This window comes from uncultured Citricoccus sp. (genome assembly GCF_937871995.1).
In the GTDB taxonomy this organism is placed as follows: Bacteria; Actinomycetota; Actinomycetes; order Actinomycetales; family Micrococcaceae; genus Citricoccus.
The window spans coordinates 42,228-69,074 of record NZ_CALMQR010000100.1; the positions used below are offsets into that span (position 1 = coordinate 42,228).

21 protein-coding genes and 1 tRNA gene are annotated in these 26,847 nt (G+C 73.7%); 6 read left to right on the plus strand and 16 right to left on the minus strand.

Annotated features, from left to right (window positions below):
- Positions 1 to 63 precede the first annotated feature (63 nt).
- Positions 64 to 570, plus strand: a complete 507-nt coding sequence (locus Q0283_RS11535) for a DUF2505 domain-containing protein (RefSeq protein WP_298044751.1) — start codon at positions 64 to 66, stop codon at positions 568 to 570.
- A 135-nt stretch (positions 571 to 705) separates the two neighbouring features.
- Here the strand turns inward: Q0283_RS11535 and Q0283_RS11540 are convergent, their stop codons facing one another.
- Positions 706 to 1,686 carry a ribose-phosphate diphosphokinase gene (locus tag Q0283_RS11540; RefSeq protein WP_183523960.1) on the minus strand — a complete coding sequence of 327 codons (981 nt, stop codon included), beginning with the start codon at positions 1,684 to 1,686 and terminating at the stop codon, positions 706 to 708.
- 70 nt (positions 1,687 to 1,756) lie between these two features.
- A complete protein-coding gene (gene glmU, locus Q0283_RS11545) occupies positions 1,757 to 3,259 on the minus strand; it encodes a bifunctional UDP-N-acetylglucosamine diphosphorylase/glucosamine-1-phosphate N-acetyltransferase GlmU (RefSeq protein ID WP_298044752.1) in 1,503 nt (500 codons plus the stop codon).
- Positions 3,260 to 3,540: 281 nt separating this feature from the next.
- On the opposite strand from glmU, the gene Q0283_RS11550 reads away from it, so the two are divergent.
- Positions 3,541 to 4,053, plus strand: coding sequence for a VanZ family protein (locus Q0283_RS11550; RefSeq protein ID WP_298044754.1), 513 nt, complete (start codon positions 3,541 to 3,543; stop codon positions 4,051 to 4,053).
- A gap of 53 nt (positions 4,054 to 4,106) precedes the next feature.
- Here Q0283_RS11550 and Q0283_RS11555 read toward each other — a convergent pair whose 3' ends face one another.
- The 12 genes from Q0283_RS11555 to Q0283_RS11610 form a co-directional block, all read right to left on the minus strand.
- Entirely contained in the window at positions 4,107 to 5,276 is a 1,170-nt protein-coding gene (locus Q0283_RS11555) for a glycosyltransferase (RefSeq protein ID WP_183523951.1), read from the minus strand.
- Positions 5,273 to 6,457: a DegT/DnrJ/EryC1/StrS aminotransferase family protein gene (locus Q0283_RS11560; protein WP_255459392.1), complete on the minus strand. Its 1,185-nt coding sequence runs from the start codon at positions 6,455 to 6,457 to the stop codon at positions 5,273 to 5,275. The genes Q0283_RS11555 and Q0283_RS11560 overlap by 4 nt, the downstream gene beginning before the upstream one ends.
- Complete coding sequence (locus tag Q0283_RS11565) at positions 6,457 to 7,608, minus strand: Gfo/Idh/MocA family protein (RefSeq protein ID WP_183523948.1); 1,152 nt, start codon at positions 7,606 to 7,608, stop codon at positions 6,457 to 6,459. Before Q0283_RS11565 ends, Q0283_RS11560 begins: the two co-directional genes overlap by 1 nt.
- Positions 7,608 to 8,108, minus strand: a complete 501-nt coding sequence (locus tag Q0283_RS11570; RefSeq protein ID WP_183523945.1) for a nucleoside-diphosphate sugar epimerase/dehydratase — start codon at positions 8,106 to 8,108, stop codon at positions 7,608 to 7,610. The genes Q0283_RS11565 and Q0283_RS11570 overlap by 1 nt, the downstream gene beginning before the upstream one ends.
- 346 nt (positions 8,109 to 8,454) lie before the next feature.
- Positions 8,455 to 11,112, minus strand: coding sequence for a LuxR family transcriptional regulator (locus Q0283_RS11575; protein ID WP_183523942.1), 2,658 nt, complete (start codon positions 11,110 to 11,112; stop codon positions 8,455 to 8,457).
- Complete coding sequence (locus Q0283_RS11580) at positions 11,109 to 13,814, minus strand: LuxR C-terminal-related transcriptional regulator (protein ID WP_298044758.1); 2,706 nt, start codon at positions 13,812 to 13,814, stop codon at positions 11,109 to 11,111. The genes Q0283_RS11575 and Q0283_RS11580 overlap by 4 nt, the downstream gene beginning before the upstream one ends.
- 309 nt (positions 13,815 to 14,123) lie before the next feature.
- Positions 14,124 to 14,195: transfer RNA gene (locus Q0283_RS11585), tRNA-Gln, on the minus strand.
- A gap of 115 nt (positions 14,196 to 14,310) precedes the next feature.
- Positions 14,311 to 16,194, minus strand: coding sequence for an ABC-F family ATP-binding cassette domain-containing protein (locus tag Q0283_RS11590; protein WP_183523936.1), 1,884 nt, complete (start codon positions 16,192 to 16,194; stop codon positions 14,311 to 14,313).
- An 89-nt stretch (positions 16,195 to 16,283) separates the two neighbouring features.
- On the minus strand, positions 16,284 to 17,258 hold the full coding sequence (locus Q0283_RS11595; protein ID WP_183523933.1) for a 4-(cytidine 5'-diphospho)-2-C-methyl-D-erythritol kinase: 975 nt from the start codon (positions 17,256 to 17,258) through the stop codon (positions 16,284 to 16,286).
- Entirely contained in the window at positions 17,255 to 18,154 is a 900-nt protein-coding gene (rsmA, locus tag Q0283_RS11600; protein WP_298044760.1) for a 16S rRNA (adenine(1518)-N(6)/adenine(1519)-N(6))-dimethyltransferase RsmA, read from the minus strand. The genes Q0283_RS11595 and rsmA overlap by 4 nt, the downstream gene beginning before the upstream one ends.
- A gap of 97 nt (positions 18,155 to 18,251) precedes the next feature.
- The gene (locus tag Q0283_RS11605; protein WP_183523927.1) at positions 18,252 to 19,286 is read right to left on the minus strand and encodes a resuscitation-promoting factor; all 1,035 of its coding nucleotides are present in this window, start codon (positions 19,284 to 19,286) and stop codon (positions 18,252 to 18,254) included.
- Between the two features lie 173 nt (positions 19,287 to 19,459).
- Entirely contained in the window at positions 19,460 to 20,479 is a 1,020-nt protein-coding gene (locus Q0283_RS11610) for a TatD family hydrolase (protein WP_255459391.1), read from the minus strand.
- An 88-nt stretch (positions 20,480 to 20,567) separates the two neighbouring features.
- Here Q0283_RS11610 and Q0283_RS11615 point away from each other — a divergent pair, with 88 nt between their 5' ends.
- Entirely contained in the window at positions 20,568 to 21,182 is a 615-nt protein-coding gene (locus Q0283_RS11615; protein WP_183523924.1) for a low molecular weight phosphatase family protein, read from the plus strand.
- A gap of 61 nt (positions 21,183 to 21,243) precedes the next feature.
- Here Q0283_RS11615 and pth read toward each other — a convergent pair whose 3' ends face one another.
- Both pth and Q0283_RS11625 read right to left on the minus strand, forming a co-directional pair.
- Positions 21,244 to 21,876: an aminoacyl-tRNA hydrolase gene (gene pth / locus Q0283_RS11620; protein ID WP_183523921.1), complete on the minus strand. Its 633-nt coding sequence runs from the start codon at positions 21,874 to 21,876 to the stop codon at positions 21,244 to 21,246.
- A gap of 8 nt (positions 21,877 to 21,884) precedes the next feature.
- Entirely contained in the window at positions 21,885 to 22,496 is a 612-nt protein-coding gene (locus Q0283_RS11625; protein ID WP_183523918.1) for a 50S ribosomal protein L25/general stress protein Ctc, read from the minus strand.
- Positions 22,497 to 22,802: 306 nt separating this feature from the next.
- On the opposite strand from Q0283_RS11625, the gene Q0283_RS11630 reads away from it, so the two are divergent.
- The 3 genes from Q0283_RS11630 to Q0283_RS11640 all read left to right on the plus strand — a co-directional run.
- The gene (locus tag Q0283_RS11630) at positions 22,803 to 23,747 is read left to right on the plus strand and encodes a MoxR family ATPase (protein ID WP_221243451.1); all 945 of its coding nucleotides are present in this window, start codon (positions 22,803 to 22,805) and stop codon (positions 23,745 to 23,747) included.
- A 14-nt stretch (positions 23,748 to 23,761) separates the two neighbouring features.
- Positions 23,762 to 24,886 (plus strand): DUF58 domain-containing protein, encoded by a 1,125-nt coding sequence (locus tag Q0283_RS11635; protein WP_298044763.1) that lies wholly within the window; start codon positions 23,762 to 23,764, stop codon positions 24,884 to 24,886.
- A partial coding sequence (locus Q0283_RS11640; RefSeq protein WP_298044764.1) for a transglutaminase domain-containing protein occupies positions 24,883 to 26,847 on the plus strand: 1,965 nt, incomplete at its 3' end. The genes Q0283_RS11635 and Q0283_RS11640, both read left to right, overlap by 4 nt.

Below are 26,847 nucleotides of genomic sequence, written 5' to 3' on the forward strand. Positions count from 1 at the left end.
GCTCGACTCCGGCGTCCGCTGCCAGCGGAGGCCACGTAGCGTCGAACCCCCAGGAGGAGCCCCATGGCGTTCAAGGAGTCCACCACCATCGCCCACCCGCCGGCTGACGTGTTCACGGCCCTGGCCAGTGAGGAATTCAACCGCAAGGTCACCGAGGGGCTCGGTGGTCAGCTGGTCGCCTTCGAGCGCCAGGGTGAGCCGACCGGGCCGGTGTCCGTCACCATGCTCCGTTCCGTGCCCGTGCACCGGTTGCCCGAGACGGTGCAGAAGTTCGCCGGCAAGTTCCTCGGGGACAAGCTGAGCGTGGAGCAGCAGGAGAACTGGTCCGCCCCCGCGGCGGACGGCTCGCGGACCGGGCAGTTGCTGCTCAGTGTCACCGCGGTCAAGGTCACCGCGACCGCCGAGCAGCGGCTGGTGCCGAATGAGACCGGCACCGACGTGCAGGTGGACGGCTACGTGGAGTGCCGGATCCCGCTGGTCGGCGGCAAGCTGGCCGAGGCCGCCGAGCCGCGGGTCGGCAAGGTGCTGGCACGGCAGTCGCGTGAGGTCACGGACTGGCTGGACCGCTAGGCCGCGCGGATCCGCGCCGTCGTCCTGAACGAGAGGACCCGTCACCCCGGGAGACCGGGGTGACGGGTCCTCTCGTTCAGGACGGAACGCTCCGTCCGGGAGGGCCGGGCGCCACGAGGGCGAGCCCGGCCCGCGTCAGGAGACGCCGTCGAACAGGCTGGTGACCGAGCCGTCCTCGAACACCTCGCGGATGGCGCGGGCGATCAGCGGGGCGATGGACAGCACGGTCAGGGTCTCGAACCGCTTCTCCTCCGGGATCGGCAGGGTGTTCGTCACGACCACCTCGCGGGCGCCGGACTCGGCCAGTCGCTGAGCGGCCGGATCGGAGAACACGGCGTGGGTGGCGGCGATGATGACGTCCTTGGCCCCGGCGTCCTCGAGCACCCGGACGGCCCCGGCGATCGTGCCGCCGGTGTCGATCATGTCGTCGATCAGCACGCAGGTGCGGCCCTCGACCTGGCCGACGACCTGCTTGGACACGGCCTGGTTCGGCACGGTCAGGTCACGGGACTTGTGGACGAAGGCCAGCGGGGCACCGCCCAGGCGCTCGGCCCACTGCTCGGCCACGCGCACGCGACCGGTGTCCGGGGAGACCACGGTGAGCTCGTCGCCACCGGTCCGGGAACGGATGTAGTCGCTCAACAGCGGGATGGCGAACAGGTGGTCCACGGGGCCGTCGAAGAAGCCCTGGATCTGGGCGGTGTGCAGGTCCACGCTCATGATGCGGTCCGCGCCGGCGGTCCGGTACAGGTCGGCGACGAGGCGCGCGGAGATCGGCTCGCGGCCGCGGCCCTTCTTGTCCTGGCGGGCGTAGGGGTAGAACGGCGAGATGACGGTGATCCGCTTGGCCGAGGCCCGCTTGAACGAGTCCAGCATGAGCAGCTGTTCCATCAGGTGGTTGTTCAGCGGCGCCGGGTGCGACTGCATCACGAAGATGTCCTTGCCGCGCACGGACTCCGCCGAGCGGACGTAGATCTCCCCGTTGGCGAAGTCGTAGGCGCTCATCGGCAGCAGCTCGGTGCCCAGTTCCTGGGCCACCTGCTCCGCCAGCTCGGGATGGGCGCGGCCGGCGGCCAGGACCAGCTTCTTCTCGCTGTGCTGGGTGATCTCATTCATGGGGATGTACTTCCTGGTTCTTGTCGGGGGTGCCGGCCGGCGGGGAGGGGAGGGGAGTCTCGGGGCGGGCTCAGGAGCCGTCGCCGGGGGCGTCCTGCGCGGACCGGGCGCGAGCGGCGGCCTCGGCCGCGGGGGAACCGGGGCGGCGCTCCTCGGTCCAGCCCTCGGCGTTGCGCTGCGGGGCCACGGTGAGGGCCAGCGCACCGGCCGGGACGTCCTTGCGCACCACGGCGCCGGCGCCGGTGTAGGCACCGTCCCCCACGGTCACGGGGGCGATGAACACCGTGTTGGAGCTGGTGCGCACGTGGTCGCCGATCACGGTCCGGTGCTTGGCGACGCCGTCGTAGTTCGCGGTGATGTTGCCGCAGCCGATGTTCGTGTACTCGCCGATCTCGGCGTCCCCGGCGTAACCGAGGTGCGAGAGCTTGGACCCGCGGCCGATGACCGCGTTCTTCGTCTCGTAGAACGCCCCGATCTTGCCCTGCTCCCCCAGCACCGTGCCCGGCCGGATGTAGGTGAACGGCCCGACGACGGCCCCGGCGCCGATGACGGCCCCGGTCGCCTGGGTGCGGGTCACGGTCGCACCGGCGCCCACCGTGGTGTCCACCAGCGTGGTGTCCGGACCGACGACGGCGTCCTCGGCGATGTGCGTGGTGCCCTGCAGGTGGGTGTTCGGCAGGACGGTGGTGTCCGGCTCGAGGGTGACGGTGGAGTCGATCCAGGTGGTCTCGGGGTCCTGCACGGAGGTGCCCGCCCGCATGTGGGCCTCCACGGTGCGCCGGTTCATCTCCGCTCCGAGCGCGGAGAGCTGGACGCGGTCGTTCGCGCCCTCGACCTGCCACTGGTCCTCGGTGGTGACCGCGGCGACCCGGCCGCCGGCCTCGCGGGCCAGCGAGAGCACGTCCGTCAGGTACATCTCGCCCTGGGCGTTGTCCGTGGTGACCCGGGACAGGGCGTCCACCAGGAGGGCGCCGTCGAAGGCGTAGATGCCGGAGTTGACCTCGTTGACCTGCCGCTGGGTGTCGGTGGCGTCCTTGTGCTCCACGATGCCGGCCACGGAGCCGTCCGCCTCGCGGAGGATCCGGCCGTATCCGGTGGGGTCGGCGAGCAGAGCGGTCAGCACGGTCACGGCGTTGCCCTCCGACTGGTGGGCGGTGACCAGTTCGTCCAGCAGGGCGGTGGTCAGCAGCGGGACGTCCCCGTAGGTCACCACGACCGTGCCCTGGACCGGGTGCCCGGCGGCCTGGAGTGACTCCAGTCCACACTGCACGGCGCGGCCGGTGCCCGGGACCTCGTCCTGGTCGGCGATCGTGAGGGTGGCCGCCTCGAGGCCCGGGAGTTCGTCGGCGAGGGCGGTGATGTGCCCGGCCACGAGGTCGCGCTGGTGCCTGACGACGGCGACGAGCCGCTGGGGGGCCAGGCCGGCCGCGGCGGCGAGCGCGTGGCCGATCATGGAGCGGCCGCCGATGCGGTGCAGGATCTTGGGGGTCTTGGACTTCATCCGGGTACCGGCGCCTGCTGCCAGGACGATGACGGCTGACGGCGCGGCGCTGGCCACGGAGGACTCGGTCAAGGATCTACGCTCCTGCATCGATGCTTCACGGCGGGACTGCCGCAGGCCAGTCTAGACCGCCCGCTCCACGTGATCGCCACTCGGGACCACGTGGACGGCGTGACGTGTACCGGGCGGGGGTACTCGACCGCCTCGGGGTCCGGCCCGTGGGCTGCGGGTTGCCCTTGCCGACCGGGCGGGGCGTTCCTACGGTGAAGCCAGTGCGACCGTTGACCGGCAACGCGTCGCGGAGGACGCCTGGGGGGGCACAGATGCCGACGATGAACGCCGAGTCAGCACGAGTGGGTGAACCCACGGCAGCGCCCTTCGGCCGGGCACGCTGCCGGCAATGGGCCGGCTGGCTCCTGCTGGCCTACCTGCTGGGGGTGTGTGCCCTGGTGCTCTCCGTCCGCCTGACCTCCCCGGGCCTGCCAGAGTTCACCGACTCCCTCGTGGCGTGGTCCGCCGAGACGGGGATCCTGGCCGGGCTGCCCTTCGACCGGATCGGGGCCGTGGCGAACGTGGTGGTCTTCGTGCCCATCGGTTTCCTGCTGACCTGCCTGTGGGGGCGGTGCGGGAGCCGGGGCGAGGGCACCGGGACCGCGCCGCGCACCGGCGTGCCGGACTGGGGGGTCCTCCTGCTGGCCACGGCGTGGTCCGCCGGGGTCGAGCTGACCCAGTTGTACCTGCTCACCGGGACCAGCGGGACCGTGCGGGACCTGGTCTGCAACTCCGCGGGCGCCCTGGCCGGCGTGGTCCTCTACCGCGGCGTCCAGGCGGCCCGCCAGCGGGGCCGGACGGACATTCCCTCCTGAGCGGCCGCCGTCGTGTCCCCGGGCCGCGTGGCGGGGACACCGCGCCCGGCGGTTCATACCGCAGGCCGCCCTGCCAGCAGCCGGTGGGTCAGGAACGATCCCAGTTCGGCGGCCGACCGCGCCAGCGAACCGGTGCGCTCGGCGAGTCCGTGCCGACGGCCCAGCGCATTGCCGTAGATGTTCTCCAGGAGCAGGGCCGCGCGGCGGAGACTGTGGTGCTCCTCGACCACCGCGCGTGACCACTCCCCCCTGCGGCGGCGCTCGGCGGCGTCCGCGGCCAGTTCCATCAGGTGGGGCAGCAGTCCGTACTCCCCGCCGTCGCCGACGCCGTAGTAACCCTGCCAGTCGAACGACGTCATCGTCCGCCGGGTGACCGGCTCGCAGAATCCGTCCGCACCCAGCACGATCGCCGGTTTGGCGTAGGCCATGCCCCGCAGGACCGAACCGCCCATGCCCAGCACCACGTCCGCGGCCGCATAGGCCGGGGAGGGGTCCGGGAGGCTGCCCGTGACGAGCACCACGCGGCGCCCGTGGCGGGTGTTGACCCGGCGGGCGGCCGCGCGGATGCGCACGAGCTCGGGTCCACCGCCGCCGATCAGCAGGACGGCGGGCTCGCGTTCGGCCAGGCGGTCGACGTGGGCGATGGCCGCGATGACGCCCGCGGCCTGGTCGAGATCGGTGGTCATCTGTCCGACCAGGGAGATCACCAGGTCCTCCGGCGAGAGCCCCAGGGACCTGCGGGCGGGCCGGGGGTCGGTGGGCGCGCAGGCGACCGTGTCCACCGGTGGCGCCATCAGGTGCCGGCGGGTGTGGGCCCCGGTGTCCGCCCACAGCCTCCGCGAGCCCACGATCAGGTCCAGGTGCCGGGGCAGGAACCGCGGGACGTCCCCGCACGGCACCGTCATCACCTGCGGGATCCCGATGAGACCGTGGGCACCGAAGGAGACCCCGATGGAGGGACCCCACTCGTAGGTGTGCACGACGTCGGCCCGCCACGAGCGGGCCAGCCGGAGCAGGCCGGCCGCCCAGCCCACCGAGAGACGTGCCGAGGAGCCCGCCAGGGTCAGGTCCAGGCCCAGGGCGTGGACCCGGTCCATCAGCGGGCCGGGCGAGGCGTAGAGCATGACGTGATGACCGCGGTCCCGGATGGCGGCGGCCAGGTCCAGGGCGTTGAGCTGGCTGCCGCCTGCCTCCATGTCGTGCAGGCAGACGATGATCCTCATCGGGGTGGCACCCCCGGGGTCCCCTCGCCGCGGCGGTTCCGCGGCGCCTGGGAGGCGGACTGCAGGCTCGCGGTCACCCGGCGGTGTTCCTCGGCCGTCATCGTGTGGAAGACCGGCAGGACCAGGGTGTGGTCGGTCAGCCGCTCGGTCACGGGCAGCGGCCGCACCCGCCCGGAGTGTCCCGCGTACGCGTCCTGCCGGTGGACGGCCATGACGCCCCGCCGGGCCGAGATCCCGTCCGCGACCAGCCAGGCGAGCAGTTCGTCCCGGTCCAGGGGGAATCCGGGCAGGACCTCGATCCAGAACGACTGGAAGTTGCCCCGTCCGTAGTCCGGGTCCGCCGCGTACCGCACCCCGGGCACCGTGGCCAGCACGTCCTGGTACTCATGGGCCAGGGCCCTGCGGCGCCGGACCATCTCCGGCACCTTGCCCAGCTGGACCAGCCCCAGGGCGGCCTGCAGGTCCGTCATGCGGTAGTCGAAGCCGATCTCCGGGTAGTGCTCCGGCGCCGAGGGCACGGACTCATGGCGCTCGGCCGCGCTGACGTCCAGGGAGTGCTCGCGCAGCCGCCGGGCGCGGGCCGCCCACTCCGGGTTGTCCGTCGTGAGCATGCCTCCCTCACCGGTGGTGAGCACCGCGTCCTGGTGGAAGGACCAGGCCGTGATGTCGGCGCCCGTCCCGACCGGACGGTCCCGGTAGGTGCAGCCGACCGCGCCGTCGGCGTCCTCGATCAGGGCCAGCGAGTGGCGGTCGCACAGGTCCCGGATGGGGTCCAGGTCCAGCGGCATCCCGCCCTGGTCGACCGCGATCACCGCCGTGGTCCGGGGCGTGATGACCGCGTCCAGCGTCTCCGCCGTGGCGATGCCGGTGATCAGGTCCACGTCCGCGAACACCGGCCTCGCTCCCGCATAGGTCACCGCGTTGGCGACGGCCAGGAAGGACAGGGACGGGACGATGACGTCATCACCGGGCTGGATCCCGGCCACGACGAGCGCCAGGTGCAGGGCCGAGGTGCCCGAGGAGGTCGCGACGGCGTGGGAGACGCCCTGGGCCTGGGCGAAGGCGCGTTCGAACTCGGCGGTGCGTGGACCCTGGGCGACCCAGCCCGACTCGATGACCTGGCGGACCGCCTCCGCCTCCTCCGGCCCGAGCCAGGGACGCATCAGGCTGATCCTGCTCATCAGGTCCCACCCCGTCCGGTCCGCTCGCCCGCGTCCGGTGCCGTCCCGCCGGCGCCGGACGCCCCGTGGGCCGGTGCCCACGGATCGGGGATCGCGGTCGTGGCCCCACCCCGCGCGAGGCTGGTCGAGGTCGACTCCAGCACGGACAGCACGCGCAGGGCCGACCGGCCGTCGGTCAGGGCCGGCCGGTGACCACGGATCGCGTCCGCGAAGTTCGAGACCATCAGGGCGAGCGGCGTGGACTCGCTCAGGGGAGGCGACCAGGGGTCCTGCAGCCGGGACGGGATCGCCGCGCCCGGGCCGGTCCCGGCATCGGCCAGGCCCATGTGCCGGCGGTCCGGGACGGCATCCCGGTCGTAGATGCTCAGCCGCTGCTGGGGGTTCAGGTCGTCCCAGATCAGTGTCTTCCGGCTGCCCCCGATCACCATCTGCTGGACCTTCGTCGGGGACAGCCAGTTGACGTGGACGTGGGCCAGGGCACCATTGGACAACGGCAGGTTCAGGTACCCCACGCAGGCCTTGCCCGAGCGCAACGGGTCCGCGCCCTGGGCCGAGACGACCTGCGGTTCCAGGCCTCCGGGGAGGACGAAGTCCAGGACGGACAGGTCGTGCGCCGCCTGGTCCCAGAACACGTCCGCGTCCGACCGGACGAAGTCGTGGTTGATCCTGACGGAGTCCACGTAGCGGATCTCCCCCAGCTCACCGCCGGCGATGAGCTCACGGATCTTGAGCACGGCCGGGGTGTAGCAGTACGCGTGGTTCACCATCAGCACGCTGCCGCGGGACTCGGCGGCGGCCACCATCTCGACGGCGGCCCCGGTCGTGTCCGCCAGGGGTTTCTCCAGCAGCACGTGCTTGCCGGCGGCGAGCGCCTGCAGGGTGATCCCGTGGTGTGTCTGGGCCGGTGTCGCGATCACGACCGCGTCGACGTCGTGTCCGGCGAGCAGTTCGGTCACGGAGCTGGTCACGGCAGGGTTCCCGGCCTCCCGGGCCAGGCCTTCGGCCCGGGACCGGTCCTCGTCACAGACGGCGACGACCTCCCAGTCCGTGCTCTGGGCGAAGCCCCGGGCCAGGCCCGGGGTGCCGCTGTCGGCACCGATCACGGCCACGCGCAGCGTGGGACGGAGGGTGTTCTCGGAGGGGAGGCCCATCAGTACACCCCCGGCCCGGGTCCGTGGAGGCCCTGATCGTCCCCCGTCAACGGCCCGGCCACGACGACGGCGTCGGCGCCGAGGTCCTTGACGGCGGTATCGACCTCGTCGATCCCCACGTAGCACAGGGCGCGGTGGGCCTCACCCCAGTCCTGGGTGGCGTCCCCCGAGGCGACCTCGCCGTCCAGCACCACGCCCACGATCGTGTAGGCGGCGGGCCGCCGCCCGGCCCGGTGCAGGACCTGGCGCACGTCGGCCGGGGCGCCGACGACCACGACGGAGAGGGCACGGCCCTCCAGCCGGCTCCGGCGCACCACGGCCCGCCAGGGCCGCCGGGCAGGCAGCCACCGGGCCGGCCCGCCGGGGGCGGTGATCCGCAGGAGCGTCGTCAGGACCGTCACGAGAGCGCGGTCCAGGAGGCCACCCCGGCACGGGGTGACCGGGACGGCGTGCTGCGTGCGCTGACCGCTCGACAGGGCGGTGCCGGATGTCTGCACCATGGTCACGACTCATCCCGGGGCCCGCGCGGGGCATCGGCTGGAAAAGGCATTTGGACTCCCACAGGGGTGAGGGGCCGGCCTGCCCATGAGCGTGAAGCACGACCGGCCCGGGGAGGCCGCCGGGGGTGACGGCCTCTCGCTTCCCCTCGAGCCTAGGATCGGCCCCCGCCCGCCACATCCGTGGGCCCGTACTCTAAATCGCCCCGCGGAGCACGTGCTCGGATCCCGGGCTCTCGCTACGGTCACTCGCCGGGACGGGTGAGCCGCCCGCGGGTGCATGGGCGTGGCCCGATGTCACCCGCGGGCGGCTGGCCCGGGGAGGCGTGGTGGTGCGCCGGCGCAGGAATCAGACCGGCAGGTCGCGCAGCTCGGAGCGCTCCGTGATACCGAGCTTGGTGAACACCCGGTAGAGGTGGCCCTCGACGGTCCGCTGGGAGACGAAGAGCTTCTCGGCCACCTCGGCATTGCTCATCCCGGCGGCCGCCAGGTCCACGATCTCCTGCTCCCGTGCGGTCAGCTCCCCGAGGGCCAGGGCGCCGGTCACGAAGGGCGGGAACTGCAGGCCCGTGGACACCTGGAGCCTCTTCAGCCTCCGCAGGGCCTCACCGCGCCGTCGCAGGTCCCCGGCCCCGTGATGCAGCAGGACCAGCCGGGACCAGGCGATCGCTGCCGGGAGGATCTCCCCGGACGACGCCGTGTGCTCGGCCACCGTGGCCAGTCCGCGTGGGTCGTGGCCCAGGGCCGGGTCGAGGACCCGTGTGAGCGCCCGGGACCGACGCCCGTCCAGGCCGGAGCAGATACCGTGCAGCCGTGACATCACGCCGTCGTCCTCGGCCTGCGGGGGACGCAGGACCAACAGGGTGAACAGGATCTCGCGACGCACCACGGGGTCGGCGTCGAGCCGGGGATCCTCGAGGATCTGACGCCACAGGGGCCGGTGGTCGTCCGTCATGGCCTTCACGCGGTCCTCGGCGATGCTGAACAGGGCCAGGGCCAGCAGCCAACGGCCCCGGGAACCGCGCTGTGGCCGGCGCGCCCGCACGTCGGCACCGATGTCGACCGGGGTCGGGGACAGCGCCACCCGGTGGGGGGTGAGCGTGGCCTCGGCCCACGGCAGCAGCTGCGCCGGGTCGTAGTGACGCAGGTCCACCACGGCGTCGTGCAGCGTGGAGACCGACCCCGCGGTGCCGCCGTGGACCAGGTCCACCATCGCCCGCAGCGCGAGCACGGTGCCGGCCCGCTGGTGCCATTGACGGGGACCCAGCCGGTCCTGGGTGTCCAGGACCCTCCGGGCCTCGTCGAGCTCGCCGGCGGTCGTCAGGTTCAGGACCAGGTTGACCAGTGCGTAGACGCCGAACCTGGCCGAGAACTGCGGCGTGCTGACGGCCAGCTCATGGGCCGCGCGGGCCACCTCGATGGCCTCCGCGGCCTGCCCGGCCAGGCCCAGCAGGTCCGACTGCAGCAGGAGCAGGATGGCCCGGGTGCCGGGGTCGGTGCCGGGGTCCTCGATCAGCTGGCGGGACTGCGCCAGCAGTTCGTCGCGCCGGTCGTCCATGCCCGGGTCCAGCAGCAGGTTGATCATGGTCCGCAGGGACTCGGGAAGCGCGGGCTCGGTGGTCATGCGCGCCCGCACCCCGGCCAGCGCCTGCGGCAGGGCCGCCCAGCCGTGGGGCGCCTGGCCGTTGCGGACGAGGTCGAGGGCCAGCAGCCCGTAGACCTCGATCCGGTAGTCCGGGTCATCGGACCGGGCCGCCAGCTCCTCCAGTTCGGCCCGGGCCGTGCCCGTCCGGCCGCCCACGAGCATGAGTTCGGCCACCAGCAGGTCCGCACGCGGGTCCTCTCGCCCGGCCAGGAACGGGGCCAGGGCGCGCGCGGTCGGCCAGTCCTTGGTCCCCAGCGCCCGGTAGCCGGCGGCGATGATGTCCCCCAGGTCCACGGGATGCCCGCACTCCAGGGCCCACAGCACGGTGCGCGCGGTGGGCCGGTCGTGGATGGACCCGCCCACGGCCTGCCAGCGGGCGAACAGGTCCACGCTGCGCCCCGGAGGGATGCACGAGCGCAGGACCTCGGCGTGCAGGACCGCGGACAGGGTCACGGCATCGGCACCGGCCTCCCGGAGGAAACCGTTCTCGAGCAGGTCCTGGACGTGGTCGCCGCTCACCGCACGCAGGTGGGCCCGGGAGGCCACCCCGGCCAGGGCGAGCAGGTCCAGGCACTCCCGCTCTCCGGGCAGGAGCGAGGCCTGCATGGATTCCACCGTGTCCACGAGCCAGGCATCCGGGTCCGGGGCCGGACGGAGCAGGACCCAGGGGACGGCACGGCCCGGCAGGACCGAACCGCCCTTGGCCTGGACCAGCACCCCCTGGTGCAGGGCCGATTCCAGGAAGGCCTGGACCAGCCGGGGGTTGCCCCCGGTCATCCCGTGGATGGTGCGCGCCGCCCCCTGGGTCAGGGAGCCGCCGAGCGTCCGCTCGCACTGGCGCCGCACCTGGTCCGGGTCACCCGGTCCCAGGTGGACGGTGCGGAGCATGCCGGTGTCGGACAGCGCCGCGATCCCGGATTCCCGGCCGAGCAGACCGGTCCCGCTGGCCAGCAGGGTGGCTGCCCGGTTCTGGACCAGCTGGGCCAGGACGAAGGCGCTGGCGGCGTCCAGGTACTGGACGTCCACCACCACGATCACCGGGGTGGTGCCCAGCTGCTGGAGCGCCCGCAGCACCCCGACGGGCGTGTTGAGCTCGTCCAGTGCGGTCAGCAGGGGGACGAGGGCCCCGTACGGTATCTCGCGCAGCGACGGTGTGCACTGGACGGTGTGCACGTTGTCCGCCAGGCCGGCGATCTCCAGGGCGGCCTGGACGAGCGAGGACTTCCCCGTGCCGGGGCCGCCCAGGATCACCGCGCCGGCCCGGTCGGCTCCGAGCAGGTCCTCGACGAGCGTCGTGAGGTGAGGGGAATCGGTGGGGATCCCCGCGTGCTGGGGCCGCAGCCCCGTGGTCTGCTCGCTCATCGGCCCACCTGCAGCTGGGCCTGGGCGGCGGCGAGCCGGGTCAGGTCCGCCCGGCCCCGGACCTGCAGCTTGGCGTAGATCTGGTAGAGGTGTCCCTCGACGGTGCGGATGGAGATCCCCGTGATGCGGGCGATCACCGCGTTCGTCTTGCCGTCGACCACGAGCCGGGCGATCTCCCGTTCGCGGCGGGTCAGCTGGCCCATCCACTCGGGGTCGGTGCCGGCGTCGTCGGCCGGCCCGTTCTTCGCCCGCCGTGACGGGGCGGCGTCGGCGATCCGGCGCAGCACCTGGGGCGAGAGCCCCTTCAGCAGCGGCGAGTCCGCCTGTTCGACGTATGAGGCGCACCCGGCCTCCGCGAGGGCCTCGAGGGCCCGCACCAGCAGGTTCTCGTCGTCTTCCAGGACGGCCCGGGCCAGGAGCTGGTTGGGGGCCGAGGCCGCGGTCTGGGTGCGTGCGGCGGCCTGGGCCAGCCGCGGGGCGAGCCGGAGGTCCCCGGACTGGAAGGCGATCGCCAGGGCCGAGAACTCGACGGCGTACAGGCCGGCCTCGGCAGCCCGCTCGGCCAGGGCGGAGATACGGGCGAGGCTCGCCTCGGGTGAGTGGATCCGCGCGGTGGCCTGGGCCAGGAACAGCTCGGTCACCCAGCCGAGCCGGCCGAGGGGCTGACCCGCCAGCTGCCCGGCCTGGCTGTCCACCAGCGCCTGGAAGACCTCCGAGGCCCGGGTGTCCGCGCCGCCGTCGCCACCGTCACTGCAGAAGACCAGCAGGGCCCGGGCCGCCTGGAGCTCGTGCGGATTGCCCGTGGCCTCCAGCTGGGCCATCAGGCCCGCGGCCCGGCGGTACGCCGGCTCACGGTCTCCGGTCATGGCATCGACCGTGGTCAGGACCAGTTCCGCGTACTGCGCTGACTGCGGGTTCCCGTGATGGCCGTCGATGACCGTCTCGGCGAGGTCCCGGCACCGGTCCAGCTGCCCGCAGGCGAGCAGGACGTTCAGCATCGACTGCGCCAGGACGGAGCGGTCCGCGGGACTCAGCACGTCGTCGATGATCCCGGCGGAGTGGAAGCGGGTGAGCTCTGCGTCGAGCCGGTCCAGCAGGCGCAGTGCCCCGTCCTGGTCATCGCCCAGGGCCAGGGCCTCGGCCCGCAGGGCCTGGGCGCGGCAGCGCACGGACTCCCCGGTGACGTCCGAACCGCGCGGAGCCAGCAGCTCGGGCAGGTGCTCGGCAGGGATCTGGTCCAACCGGGCGTGTGCCTCGCGGAGGTCACCGCGCGCCACGGCCACGCTGGCCGCCAGCACGCTCAGGGACGCGGAATCCGCGACCGGCGCCCGCGTCAGCACGGCCTCGGCCCCGTCCAGGTCCCCCATGGCGATCCGGGCACAGCACTCGGCCCAGGCCAGGTGTGTCCAGGCGGACTCCCCTGCCGGACCGGGGTTCGACGCCGCGTGCCACCCGGATTCCACGAACAGGGACACCGCGCCCTGGACGTCACCGAGCATGATCAGTTCGTCGGCGGCCCGCAGCACGCTGTGGTACCCGGGATCCAGGGTCTGCAGCATGCCGGCCAGTTCGCGGCGGCGGTCCGGCTCGATCGCCGCCAGGGTCTCCGCCGACTGCACGGAGTCCAGCCGGGCGATCCGGCCGGACTGGTCACTGCGGATCTCCAGCGCGCCCCCGTCCTGCAAGGTGTCCAGCTCGTGCGCGAAGCCGATGTGGATGAGGTCGCTGACGGGCATGGGCCCGCAGACGGCCAGCATCTCGAGCAGGGAGCGCTGGCGGACGGGCAGGTGCCGCAGCGAGGTGGCCAGCAGACCGGTGGGGTCCATCCTCGGCAGGGCCCCGGGCACCATGATCCAGCCCTCCTCGGCACGCTGCAGCTTGCCGCTGGCCACGCAGTCACGCGCGAGCTGACGCAGGCGGCTGACCGAACCGCCGCTGTGGCGCCACAGCACGGTCGCCGCGAACCGGGACACCGGACCGTCGAGCACGTCCTCGATCAGCCTCTCACCGGCCGTGGGCGTCAACGGCCGCACCGTGATCCCGGCCACGAGGCCCGCGCGCAGCAGCGACACCAGGTCCACGGGGACGTCGGTCAGCCGCTCGCAGTGGACCACCAGGCAGATGCTGTCGACCTGGGCCAGCTGGGACAGCACCGTGATGGTGCCGGCATCGATCTGGTCCGGCTGGGAGACGATGACGACGGCCGGGGCGGCCCCGTCCGGGCGCAGGAAGCCCGACAGGGTGCGCAGCATGCCGTGCAGCGACGAGGGCGGCGTGCGGTCCAGTCCGGAGAGGAGGATGGCCAGGGCCCCGTACGGGGTGGCGGCCGCGAAGGCGCTGCCGTGCAGGCGGTAGACGGACCGCTCGGGCGGGAGGGCGGCGAGGGCGGCGAGGGCCGTCTCGATGGTCTCGCGCCGGTCACCGGCCTCACCGATCAGGACGGCACCGCGCAGGGCGTCGCCGGCGAGGATCCGGCCCAGCGCCGTGCTGGCCTCCTGGGGAGACTCCATCCACCGGCCGTCGGTGCCGGAGCCCAGCCAGGCGACCCCGGGCTGCTGCGCCAGGCGCGACCGCTGGGACACCGGTGGCTGGACCGGCGGTGACGCGTTGAGGGAGGGGGCCGGCGGTGCTGCCGGCGGGGCCGGTGCGACGGCACGCGGCAACGGGGGGACGGGCTCGACGGACAGGGTCCGGCCGGTCATGGGGAGACGGGGCCGGGGGGTCTGGAGCGAGCGTTGGGGTGAATGGGACCGATGAGACGTGTACATACTGGAGCGCCCTCTGTTCTGAACTGCCTCCGGAAGGGGGATTCCGGACATGATCGCGGGGATGCGTCACGACCTTGACAGGTGGCTTTCGTCACAGATCCTAGGGAGCAGTTCGGGGCGGGGGGAAGCCCTGACGACATGGGCGGACGCTTAGGAGGCGAAATCAACCCCCAAAATTAACCCTTGACGAAATGACCATCATGTGCCTATCGCCCTGACTGGGCGACACGGCATCGATCACGGTTCCGCCCATAGGATTCGAACCTATACTGCACGGCTCCAAAGGCCGGCGTGCTGCCGTTACACCAGGGCGGATCGGCCAGCGGGGCCGGCAGTCCATTCTGCCACAGTCACCTCGCGGGGCAAGGAGGGGATGCAGCGGCCGGGCCGGTCACCGCAGGCCAGGGCCGGGTCCTCGCCTACCCCTCGCCTACCCCTCGGCGACCTCGCCGGCCTCGAGCCAGGCCAGCTCGGCCTGTTCCTTGCGCTCGGCCAGCTCCTGCAGGTCGGCGTTGGCCCCGGCGAGCGCCTCGAAGTCCCCGGACTCGGACAACCGCGCCATCCGGGCGTGCAGTTCGGACTCCTCCTCGGCCAGTCGCGCCAGCTGTCGCTCCAGCCGGCCGGCCTCCTTGCGGGCCGCCCGCTTCTCGGCCTCGCTCGGACCGGACGGCACGGCCGCCGTCCCGGGTCCGGCGGGGGCACTCGAGCCCGTCCCGCCGCCGGCAGGCGGGGCCCCGGCACCACCGCCGGCGCCCGTGAGCCCCCCGACCCGCCCCGTACCCGGGGACTCCTGCTCCCGGCGCAGGGCCAGGTACTGGTCCACTCCCCCGGGCAGGTCGCGCACCCTGCCGTCCCCGAGCAGGGCGAGCTGGTGGTCGGTGACGCGTTCGAGCAGGTACCGGTCGTGACTGACCACCACGAGGGTGCCCGGCCAGCCGTCGAGCATGTCCTCCACCGCCGCCAGGGTGTCCGTGTCGAGGTCGTTGGTCGGCTCGTCCAGCATCAGCACGTTCGGCTCCCCCACCATGAGGCGCAACAGCTGCAGACGGCGCCGCTCGCCGCCGGAGAGCTCGGCCACGGGCGTCCACTGCCGCGACGTGCCGAAGCCCAGTTGCTCCAGCAGCTGCCCGGTGGACAGGTCCCTGCCGCCGACCTGGAACGAGTTGCCCTCCCGGGCCATGACCTCGGCCACCCGGAGGTGGGAGACCTCGTCGAGCTCCCGGACGTCCTGGGTGAGGATGGCGGTCTGCACGGTCTTGCCGCGCCTGACCCGCCCGGAGTCCGGCTGCACCTGCCCGTCGAGAAGGCGCATCAGGGTCGACTTGCCGGCACCGTTGACGCCCACGATCCCCACCCGCTCACCGGGGGCCAGCCGCAGCGTGACGTCGTCGAACAGGGTGACGGGCGCGCCGCCGTCGGGGCCGGGGATCGTGTAGGTGACCGACTCCAGGTCCAGGACGTCCTTGCCCAGCCGGGCGGTGGCCATCTTGGCCAGCGAGACGGAGTCCCGCGGTTCCGGCACGTCGGCGATCACCGCGTTCGCCGCCTCGATGCGGAACTTGGGCTTGGAGGTGCGGGCCGGGGCGCCGCGGCGCAGCCAGGCCAGTTCCTTCTTCACCAGCTGCTGCCGCTTGGACTCCATCACGGCCGCGGCGCGGTCCCGTTCGGCCCGGGCCAGCATCCAGGCCGCGTACCCGCCGTCGAAGGGCTCCACCGTGGCGTCGTGCACCTCCCACGTGCGGGTGCAGACCTCGTCGAGGAACCAGCGGTCGTGCGTGACCACGAGCAGACCGCCGTCGGTGGCCCGCCAACGGGTCTTGAGGTGCCCGGCGAGCCAGGCGACGCCCTCGACGTCGAGGTGGTTCGTGGGCTCGTCGAGGAAGATCAGGTCGTCGTCGCCGGCCAGCAACCGTGCCAGGGCGGTGCGGCGTCGCTGTCCGCCGGACAGGGTCCCAACGGTGCGCTCCCAGTCCAGGCCGCCGAGCAGGCCTTGCATGACGTCGCGGATCTTCGGGTCCGAGGCCCACACGTGGTCCGGGACGTCCCCGACGACGGCGTGCTTGACCGTGTCGGCATCGTCGAGGTCGTCCCGCTGGTCCAGCACGCCCAGGGTGACGCCGCCCCGGCGGGTGACCCGGCCGGCGTCGGGTTCCTGCTGGCCGGCCAGGATGCGCATCAGCGTGGACTTGCCGTCGCCGTTGCGGCCGACGAGGCCGATGCGGTCGCCCTCGTCCACGCCCAGGGAGACGGCGTCCAGGACGGTGCGGGTGCCGAAGGAGATGCCGATGTTCTCGGCGCCGAGCAGGTGTGCCATGAAGCGGTGTGGTCCTTGGGTTCGGGGGTGTGGGTGGGGCCGGGGTGTGGGTGGGGCCGGGGCGGAGGTCCCGCGGTGGGTGCCGGGCGCTAGAGCACTCGGGCTCCGTGCACCGGGCCGTGCACGGCGATCGCCGCCACGCCGGTGCGGTCCTCCAGGCGCGCGGCCAGCTGGAAGGACTCCTCCGCGCTGCGCGTCAGGAACATCACGGTGGGGCCGGAACCGGAGACCTGACCGGACAGCGCGCCCTCCTCTAGGCCGACGTCCAGCATCTCGGACAGCTCCGGCACCATGGTGGCCGCCGGGACCTGCAGGTCGTTGCGCAGCAGCAGGGCCAGTTCCTCGGCGTTGCCCGCGGTGAGGGCCTGGACGAGGTCCCGGTCCACCTCCGGGTCGGTGTCCGGGGTGGGCAGGGTGCCCTCCGCGCGCAGCCGGTCCAGCAGGGCGTAGACCTGCGGGGTGGACAGGCCGGTGGCAGCGGGCACCAGCACGAGGTGGACGGGGTGCCGGGCCAGCAGCGGGGTGAGCTCGTCTCCGACGCCGAGCCCGACGGCGGCCCCGCCCATCACCGCGAACGGCACGTCCGCGCCCAGCGACGCGCCGATCGAGGCCAGGTCCTGCCGGGACAGTCCCGCGTCCCACAGCGCGGCACAGGCCATCAACGCCGCCGCCGCGTCCGCCGAGCCACCACCCATGCCACCGGCCACGGGCACCTGCTTGGTGATCTCCAGGTGCACTCCGTGGGTGGCCGGGTCCAGTCCGAGGTGCTCGCGCAGCAGCAGGGCGGCCCGGGCGGCCAGGTTGGAGGAGTCCTGCGGGATGAGGTCCGGGTCCACGAAGACGCTGGAGTTGTCGGCGAGCGAGACGGTGACGTCCCCGTCCGCGCGGGGCGTGGCCGTGACCTCCTCGGCCATGGACACGGCCAGGTAGACGCTGGCGACGGGGTGGTAGCCGTCCGGCCGCGGGCCGCCGACGGCCAGGGACAGGTTCACCTTGCCGGGCGCCTGCGCGGTCACGTGGCTGAACAGCCGGCCGGACTCGGGGTGGGAGGCCGTCGGGCTCATGCGCCGGTACCCCGTTCCGGCCGGGCGGCGGCGATCCGGGCGAAGGCCTCGATGCCCAGCACCTCGCCGCGGGCCCGGGGGTCCACTCCGGCGGCGCGCAGGGCGGTCTCGGCGGCGACGGGCGAACCCGCCCAGCCGGCCAGCGCGGCGCGCAGCGTCTTGCGGCGCTGGGCGAAGGCGGCGTCCACGACGGCGAAGACCTGCTTCCGCGTGGCCGTGGTCTCCGGCGGGTTGCGCCGGGTGAAGGCCACGAGCCCGGACTGGATCTTGGGCGCGGGCCAGAAGACGTTCTTGCCGATGGTCCCGGCCTTGCGTACCTCGGCGTACCAGGCCGCCTTGGCCGAGGGCACCCCGTAGACCTTGGAACCGGGGTCCGCGGCGAGGCGGTCGGCCACCTCCTCCTGGACCATGACCAGTCCGTGCCGCAGCGAGGGGACCTCCGCCAGGAGGTGCAGCAGCACCGGGACGGCCACGTTGTAGGGCAGGTTGGCCACGAGCGCGGTGGGGGGACCGGGCGCCCGGGCGGGGCGCACGGAGTCGATGGCGGCGGCGGAGACGTGCATCGCGTCGGCGAGCAACACCCCCAGGCGGTCACCGGCTCCTGGCCGGAATTCGGACGCGGTCTGGGCCAGGCGCCCGGCCGGGACCGGGTCGATCTCCACGGCGGTGACCGCGGCGGCGGCGTCCAGCAGGCCCAGCGTGAGGGAGCCCAGGCCGGGGCCGACCTCCAGGACGTGTTCCTCGGCCGTGGTCCCGGAGGCGGCCGTGATCCGCCGGATGGTGTTCGGGTCGATGACGAAGTTCTGCCCGAGCGTCTTCGTGGGACGCAGGTCCAGCTCCGTGGCCAGCCGGCGGATGTCGGTGGCGGAGAGCAGGGGGGCGTCAGGGGCGGTCACGCGTTCCATCCTACGGGGGCGGCAATGCCCAAGGGCCCGCCGGAGCGGGCCCTTGGGGACAACGGGTGTTCGGTGGCTCGCGCCGGGGAGCCGTGGATCAGCGCAGGCCGAGCTTGGAGGAGCAGGCGGGCCAGTGTCCCCAGCCGCCGTTGGCGCGCAGCACCTCGGCGGTGGCGATCTGCTCGGCGGGCGTGGCCTGGTGCGGCAGCGGTGCGTAGCGGGTGCCGCCGGCCCCGGCCCAGGAGGAGGCCGAGAACTGCAGGCCGCCGTAGTAACCGTTGCCGGTGTTGATGGACCAGTTGCCGCCGGACTCGCACTCGGCCAGGGCCTGCCAGGCACCCGAGGCGGGGGCGGAGGCCTGCTCGGGCCGGGGGGCGGGGGTGGTCTCGCGCGGAGCGGACGGGCGGGCGGCGGAGGAGCTGGACGGGGCGGATGCGGCCGCCTCGGTGCGGGTCGGCTGCGCGGCCTGCCGCGGGGCGGGCTTCGGGGCCGGGGCCTTGGTGCCGACGGCGATGCGACGGTCCACCGGCTCGCGCACGGTCTCGGTCGCGGTGGCCTTGCGGCCGGTGACCTTGCCGTCCACGGTGGTGACGGTCCACGTGGTGACCTGCTTGCCGGCCCGGCCCTCGGCGACGACCTCGGTCCTGCCGCGGGCCAGGTCCTCGTCCTGGACCTTGACGGTCTCGAACGGAACGGCCTTCGCGGTGGTCGTCGTGGCGGTGTCCACGCGCTGCACGGTGACGGTCATGCCGGAGGTGACGGGGGTGTCCCCGGCGGGAGAGAGGCGGTCATTGCCGTCGAAGTCGACCTTGCCCTGGCGCAGGGCCTGCTCGACGGTCGCGGCGCCGGTGGCGAAGGCCCGCTCGAACGTGCCGGACTTCACGGTGACGGCCTTGGGCAGGACCACGTCGACCTGCGAGGCCCGCTCCAGGTTCAGGACGGTGGAGCCCAGGGACCCGGCATCGGCGTCGTCGGCACCGGTGGCGGAGGCCGGGGCCGCGTCGTCGGCGGAGGCGGTGGCCTCGGCGCCGCGCTGGGTGGACACGAGGGCCACCAGTCCCACGATCACCAGGGCGAGGGTTGCCACCTGGGCGATCAGCTTGGCCAGACGGCCCTTCATCACTCGTGCCATGGATATCCAGTCGTCGTCGCATCCGGGCACGGGTTCAGGTCGGGCCCATGGCAGGCGTCCGACGGCCCGATCCGGCCAATTGGTGATCTACGATAACGGCTGGATAACAAAGATATCAAATTGGTCACGAACCGGCGTGGTCAGCGCGCCTTTCCCGCCTGCCGGTGCAGCCCTCAGAACTCGCCGTAGACCCTCCGGGTGTTCGCCGCGATCGCCGCGCTGAGGGCGTCGACCTCCATGCCCCGGACCTCGGCCATCCGCCGGACCGTCAGGGGCACCAGATAGGGCGCGTTCGGCCGGCCGCGATGAGGGTGCGGGGTCAGGAAGGGCGCGTCCGTCTCCACCAGGACCAGGTCCTTCCGGGCCTCGGCCAGGGCGGCCCGGAGGTCGTCGTTCGCGGCGAAGGTCACCGGGCCGGCGAAGGACATGTACCAGCCGTGCTCGTTGCAGGTCCGGGCCAGGGCCGCGTCGCCGGAGAAGCAGTGGAACACCACCTTCTCCGGCAGGTCCGGGGTGTCCAGCAGGATCCGCACCACGTCCTCGTGAGCGTCGCGGTCGTGGATCTGGACGGCCTTGCCGAGGCGGTGGGCCAGGTCAAGGTGCCACCGGAACGCCTCCTGCTGGGAGCCGACCCCCTCGGGCCCGGTGCGGTAGTAGTCCAGCCCGGTCTCCCCCACCGCCCGCACCCGCGGGTGGGCGGCCATCTGCTCGATCTGCTCCAGGGCGGCCTCGAGGTGTCCGCGCTCGGCCAGCCGGGCGGCGTCGTTGGGGTGGATCGCCACGGCCCCGAGCAGTCGGGGCTCCGCCTCGATGGCCGCCAGGGTGAACCGGGCCGACTCCACGTCGCAGCCGACCTGGACGGCACCGGACACCCCGGCGGCCGCGGCCGCGTCCATGGCCTGGTGCACGTCCACGGTCACGAGACCGTCACGGAAGTCCAGGTGGGTGTGGTTGTCCACCACGGGCACCGTGAGCGGTTCGGGGGCGGGCGGGTACTCCAGGCGCCGCTTGCGCCGCGACTTCTCCTCGGTGGGCTGGCGCCGGCGTTCCCCGGGAACGGCGGGCGCCCCGGGCTCCTCGTCCGGGGCCGGACGGTAGGCCGCCGGGACCGCTGCGTCCGGGCGGCCGACGCGATCACCGCTGCCGGCGGGATCGGTGGACGGGGCGGTGCGGACGTCGTCAGGAGTGGACATGCCTTCATGCTAGGGCGCGGGCCGGGCCGCATGACCGCGGGAGTCGGCACCGACGGACGGGCGCGGCCGCCCTCGATACGATGGCCGGATGACTGAACCGCAGGCCACCGTCCTGTTCGTGTGCACGGGCAACATCTGCCGTTCCGCCTACGGCCACCACCTGCTGGCCCGTCGGCTGGAGCATGACGCCCCGGGCCGGTACCGGGTCGTCTCGGCGGGCACCCAGGTCAACCCGCGGCTCACGGTGCCGCCACAGGTCCACGCCCTGCCGCGGGCCGGCTCGCTGCAGACCCTCACCGACCATGCCCCCATGCAACTGACCGGGCGGGCCGTGGGCGGGGCCGACCTGCTCCTGGCCGCCACCTCCGACCACTCGGCCGTCATCCTGCGGGAGACGCCGGCGGCGCTGAACCGGTCCTTCACCATGCTCGAGTTCGGGGCAGCGGCCCGGGCGATGGCCACGGGGGAGATCCCGGCATGGCCCGCCCCGGCGGCGGGATCGACCACCCTGGCCGAGGACGTCCGCTCGCTGGCCCGGCACGTCTCGCGTCATCGCCCCAGGGTCCGCGGATCCCTGGCGACGATCGACCTGCCCGACCCGTACGGCCAGGCGGACACCGCCTACACGGAGATGGCGTCCGCACTGGAACCGGCCGTCGAGCACATCGCCGACCTGCTGGTCGGCCTGGCCCGCCGCGACTGAGGGACCGGGCGGTACGGCGGGACTGAGGGTCGGGCGGCGGGGCGGACCGGCGTCGGCCGGCTCAGCGCCCGGGCGCGGGGTGGAACCGCTGCTGGGCCTTCTCCAGGCCCGACTCCACCAGTTCCACCACGGCGTCGGCCGCCCGGTCCACGTGCAGCGGCAGCAGCTCGCGCTCGGCCGCGGTGAACGGACGCAGCACGTAGTCCGCGGCCGGCTGGCGCCCGGGAGGCCGGCCGATCCCGACCCTCACCCGGGGGTAGTCCCGGGTGCCGAGCACCTGGGAGATGGACTTCAGGCCGTTGTGCCCGCCCTCGCCTCCACCGGTCTTCAGGCGCAGGGTGTCGAAGGGGATGTCCAGCTCGTCGTGCACCACGATCAGGTGCTCGGGCCGGATCGAGTAGAACCGCGCCAGGGCGCCCACCGGGCGCCCTGACACGTTCATGTAGCTGGCCGGCTTGGCCAGGATCAGCTTGGGTCCGCCCGGACGCACGTGCGCGGTCCCGACGGCGGCGCCGGCCTTGTGCGCGGTCAGTCCGGTGCCGAAGCGCCCGGCCAGCTCGTCCACGACCATCTGGCCGACGTTGTGCCGGGTGCGGGCGTAGTCGGGCCCGGGGTTGCCGAGCCCGACCACGAGCCACGTCGCCGACGCACCGCCGGAACCGGCCGCCGACGACGAGGTACCCTGCACGGTCATCGGGTCGATCAGCCCTCGGCCGGGGCCTCGGAGGCGCCCTCGGCCGCCGCCTCGCCCTCACCGGTCTCGCCCAGGTCCTGGACGGTGGGCTCGGAGATGGTGGCGATGACGTAGTCGTCCTCGAGCTCCAGGGTGGTGCCGGCCGGCAGCTGGATGTCGCGGCCGTAGACGTGCTCGCCCGCGGCGCGGCCCTCGATGACGATGGTGACGTTGTCCGGCAGGTGGGTGGCCTCGGCCAGCACCGGCACGGTGGCCTCCTCGAGGTTGAACACGGTGTTCGGGGCGGCCTCGCCCTCGACGTGCACGGGCACGTCCACGACGACCTTCTCGCCCTTGCGCACCACGAGCAGGTCGAGGTGGTCGACGGTCTGCTTGATGAAGTTGCGCTGGATGTCCTTCGGCAGCACGAGGTGCTCCTCGCCGTCGTGCACCAGCGTCAGCAGGGCGTTCGGGTTGCGGACGGCCAGCGTGGTCTGCTGGGCCGGCATCAGGATGTGGACCGGGTCGGTGCCGTGGCCGTAGACGACGGCCGGGATCTGGCCGGCGCGGCGGGCCTGGCGCGCGGCACCCTTGCCGAAGTCGTCACGCAGGGTGACCTGGATCTTGATCATGTCGCTCATGGTTCTCCTCCTGTACTCGCTCTCCACTCCACCGTCGGTGGAACGGGCCTTCCAGGCAGGACTTCGCCGCATCCCCTCGCGCGGACCGGCCGGGAGTCTGGACTGGACCCACCGGGACGACGGTCCAGGAGGTGCGGCGGCCTCGTCGATCACGGAGCGGGACGCTCCCTCGCCTGGGCAACGCCGACCATCCTACCAGTGGTGCCAGTAGGCTGGCGGAACGACCCGGCCGTGGTGTCCGCACCCCTATCCCCAGGAGGACCCGTGGAGAACCCGCAGCAGGACTGGGAGGCCGGTGGTGAGCGGCTGACGGCCACCACCGCCGCCATGCTCTCGGCCATGGACTCCGTGGTGGACGGCAAGCACCGGGCGGTCCGCACGGCCGTCCTGGTCCTGCTGGCCGGCGGCCACCTGCTGGTGGAGGACGTCCCCGGCGTGGGCAAGACCCTGCTGGCCAAGGCCCTGGCGCGGACCGTGGGCGGCACCGTCAACCGCATCCAGTTCACCCCGGACCTGCTGCCCTCGGACGTCACGGGGGTCTCCGTGTTCAACCAGGACCGGCACACCTTCGAGTTCCGGGCCGGGGCGGTGTTCGCCAACGTCGTGATCGGCGACGAGATCAACCGGGCCTCCGCCAAGACCCAGTCCGCCCTGCTGGAGTGCATGGAGGAACACCAGGTCACCGTGGACGGCACCACCCACCGGCTGGACGAGCCGTTCATGGTGGTGGCGACCCAGAACCCGGTCGAGTCCGAGGGCACCTACCCCCTGCCGGAGGCACAGCGGGACCGGTTCATGGCCCGGATCACCATGGGCTATCCGGACGAGGACGCCGAACTGCAGATGCTGCGCACCCACCACGGTCCGCTGCCCTCGGCCGCTCCCGTCAACCGGCTCGCCCCGGTCACGTCCACCGACGACGTGTTGCAGATGATCGAGGCCGTCTCCCGGGTGCACGTCTCCGAGCCCGTGGCCCGGTACGTGGTGGCCCTGGGCCGGGCCAGCCGGCAGCACGCGGACGTGCTGGTGGGAGCCAGCCCCCGGTCCCTGCTGCAGCTCACCCGGGCGGCCAAGGCCGAGGCCGCGCTGAACGGCCGGTCCTACGTGACGCCGCAGGACGTGACCGACGTCGTGGGGGTGGTGTTCCCGCACCGGTTGATGCTGCGGCGCCGGTCCGCGCACGACGCCGCGGAGGCCGAGGCGGTCACCGACCGCATCCTGCACTCCGTGGCCGTCCCGGCCGGCGTCTGAGACCGGGTGGGACGATGGGCACCGGTCCGCTGAAGCCGACGACGCGGGGGCTGGCCATCGGGGTGGCCGCCGCGGTGCTGGTGCTCGGCGGGCTGGTCCTGGGACGGCGGGAGGCCATCGCGATCGGGCTGTTCCTGGCCGCGCTCCTCGCCGCCTCCCTGGCCGCGCTGGCCGTGCACGCGCACCTGGCCCGCCGGACCCGGTTGGTGCGCACGGTGTCCCCCCGGGTCCTCGTGGCCGGGGGCGACGTGCGGGTGACGTTCTCGGGCGTGGTGCCCGGCCTCAGGGACGCGCTGCCCGGCCGCGCCCCGGTCCCGGTGCCGTCCGGTGGTTACCGGTGGCCGGCACCCCGGCGGGGGGTGTACGACGTCGGCCCGGCCCTGACGCACCTGCGCGGCCCGTTCGGCCTGTGGACCGGGAGCGCACCGGTGGCGGCCACGAGCCGGGTGCGGGTGCTGCCCCAGCCGCTGGACGACGAGGCACTGGACGGGGTCCTGCGGGCCGGGACCGGGGAGCACGACGCGGCGGACCTGCTCGGCAGCGAGGCGGCCCCGGATGACCTGCTCGTGCGGGACCACCGGGACGGGGACGCCCTGACGCGGGTGCACTGGGGTGCCACCGCCCGCACCGGACGGCTCATGGTGCGCCAGGAGGAGTGGGCGCACGACCCCTGGACCGTGGTGGTCCTGGACTGCCGGGCAGTCTCCTTCGCCACCGGCCGGCACCAGGTGGACGGCGGGGCGGGCCGGGGCTGGACGACGTCCGCGGCGTTCGAACGGGCGGTCAGCGTGGCCGCGGCGGTCATCGACCGGTTGCACTCCTCCGGCCACCACGTGCTGCTGATGGACCAGGACGGCAACCGGCTGGAGCCCGAGCTGGCCGCCGCCGTGCTCGAACCGGCGCTCCGGGAGGCGGCCTGGACCGCCGCCCTGCCCTCCCAGGTCACCACCGTCATCGCCCTGCTGGGCACCGCGGTCGGGCAGGACGTGCCGGTCATGGTCACCCTGCCCCGCACCCTGCACCGCGTGGCCCTGCTGTTCGGGGCCGGTGAGGCCGTGCCGGTCGGGCCCGCCGGACCGGTAGGGCCCGCCGCCGCGCTCGAGCAGGACGGCTGGCTGGTGGCGGGGGTCCGGACATGACCGGCGTGCTGTCCCGGGCCGGGGCCGCCTGGCTGCTGGCCGCCCTCACCGGTGCCCTGGTGGTCGCCGCCGCGCTGTCCCTGGGCGCCGTGTTCGATGCCCCGCCCGCGGCCTGGTTGCCGCCCTCGTCCGTGCCGGCCGTCCTGGGACTGGCCGGGGCCGCCACCGTCCGCTCCCTCGGAGGCCGGGTGCTCCGCCCCCTGCTGGTGGGGCTCGCGGTCGCCGCCGGGGCCTGGTGCCTGCAGTGGTGGCCCGAGACGCTCCTGGCGGGACTGCTGCCCCAGCAGGAGACGGCGGGGGCGATCGCCGCCTCGGCCGCGGAGCTGCGCGAGACCATCTGGACGGACACCGTCCCGGTGACGCCCACGGATCCGGCGCTGGCCGCCGTCGGGGCGGTCCTGGCACTGACCGCCCTGGTGACCGACGCGATCGCCGTCGGGTTGCGCTCCCCCGCGATCGCCGGGATCCCGCCGCTGGCCCTGATCGGGGGTGCGGCCGTGATCACGGCGGGGGTGACCCCGTGGCCGGCCCTGGCCATCGCCGCCGGGGCCTGGCTGGCCCTGCTGGCGGTGGGCAGCGACTCCCTGCTGTCCCTGATCCACGAGGCGCCCGCCCCCGGGGCCCGCCCGGAGTCCGACCGGCCGGCCGGTGGCGCCTCCTGGCCGGCCGGCACGGTGGCGACCGGCGCGGCGGCCGTGGCCGCCCTGGTGGCCGGAGCCACCCAGGTGCCGTTCCTGGCCACCGGGCTGGCCCCCGAGGGGCAGCGCTTCGTGCTCGGCCAGGGTGCGGGCCCGGTGAACCCGGCCGCCGATCTCGGCCGCGAGCTGCGCAGCTCCACCGGGTACGCCGGGATCCGCTACGAGACCGAGGACGGCCGGGGCGTCTACCTGCGCACCGCGGTGGTGGAAGATGTCCAGGACTCACCCTGGGAGGCCGTGCCGCCCCAGTACTCGGGGCCGCCCACGATCACGGGCTTCGACCCCGCCGGTGCGCGGCTGGCCGGCGGTTCGGACCGGCTCCTGGCGCAGGCCGCCGCCGGTGGGGACGGTCCGTGGTCGGTGGTGAGCCTGTCCCTGGACGACTGGTCCGGGAACTGGGCCCCGCTGCCGGACCAGGTCTGGCGCGTGGACCGGGTCGTGGGCGACTGGGGCTGGCAGGTGGAACCGTCCACCTCCGTCGCCTACCGCCGGGAGTCGACTCCGGTGGAGCTCGACTACCGGGCCGCCGTCGTCCCCGTGCGGATGGGCCTGGAGGAGCTGGCCTCGCTGACCCGCCCGGGCGCCCCGCAGGGCATCTACAACCGCTGGGGCTCCGGACCGGAGCTGGAGGGCTCCCGGGTCGAGGCCCTGGCCCAGGAGGTCACCGCCGGGATGACCAACCCCGTGGAGCAGGCCGCCGCCATCCAGGCGCACCTGACCTCCGGGCGCTTCACCTACTCCGAGACCGCCCCCGTGGAGCGGGGCTACGACGGCTCGGGACTCCGGATGACGGAGCAATTCCTCGAGGCCGGGGCCGGATACTGCATCCACTACGCCTCCGCGATGACCATGATGGCCCAGTCCGTGGGCATCCCCGCCCGGGTGGTGGTGGGCTACGCACCCGTCGCCGCGACCCCGGGCACCGGGACGCAGCACCGGGTGACCTCGGACCGGGCGCACTCCTGGCCGGAGCTGTACCTGAACGGCGTCGGGTGGGTCCCCTTCGAGCCCACCCCGGGGGTGGGACGGACCCCCAGCTACACGCAGGCCCAGGGGTCCGGTGACCCGACGCCCGAGGCCGACCCCAGGCTGCCCGGAACGGCCGCGTCGCCGAACGCGCCCCTCCCCGCGTCCGGATCCGGCGGGGAGGGAGCGGGCTCTGCGGGGCGGGACGGCGCGGCCCGCGTCGACCGGACGGTCGGCTCGATGGTGCTCGGCCTGACGCTGGCGGCGGCCCTGGCCGGACTGGCCGTGCTGCCCCGC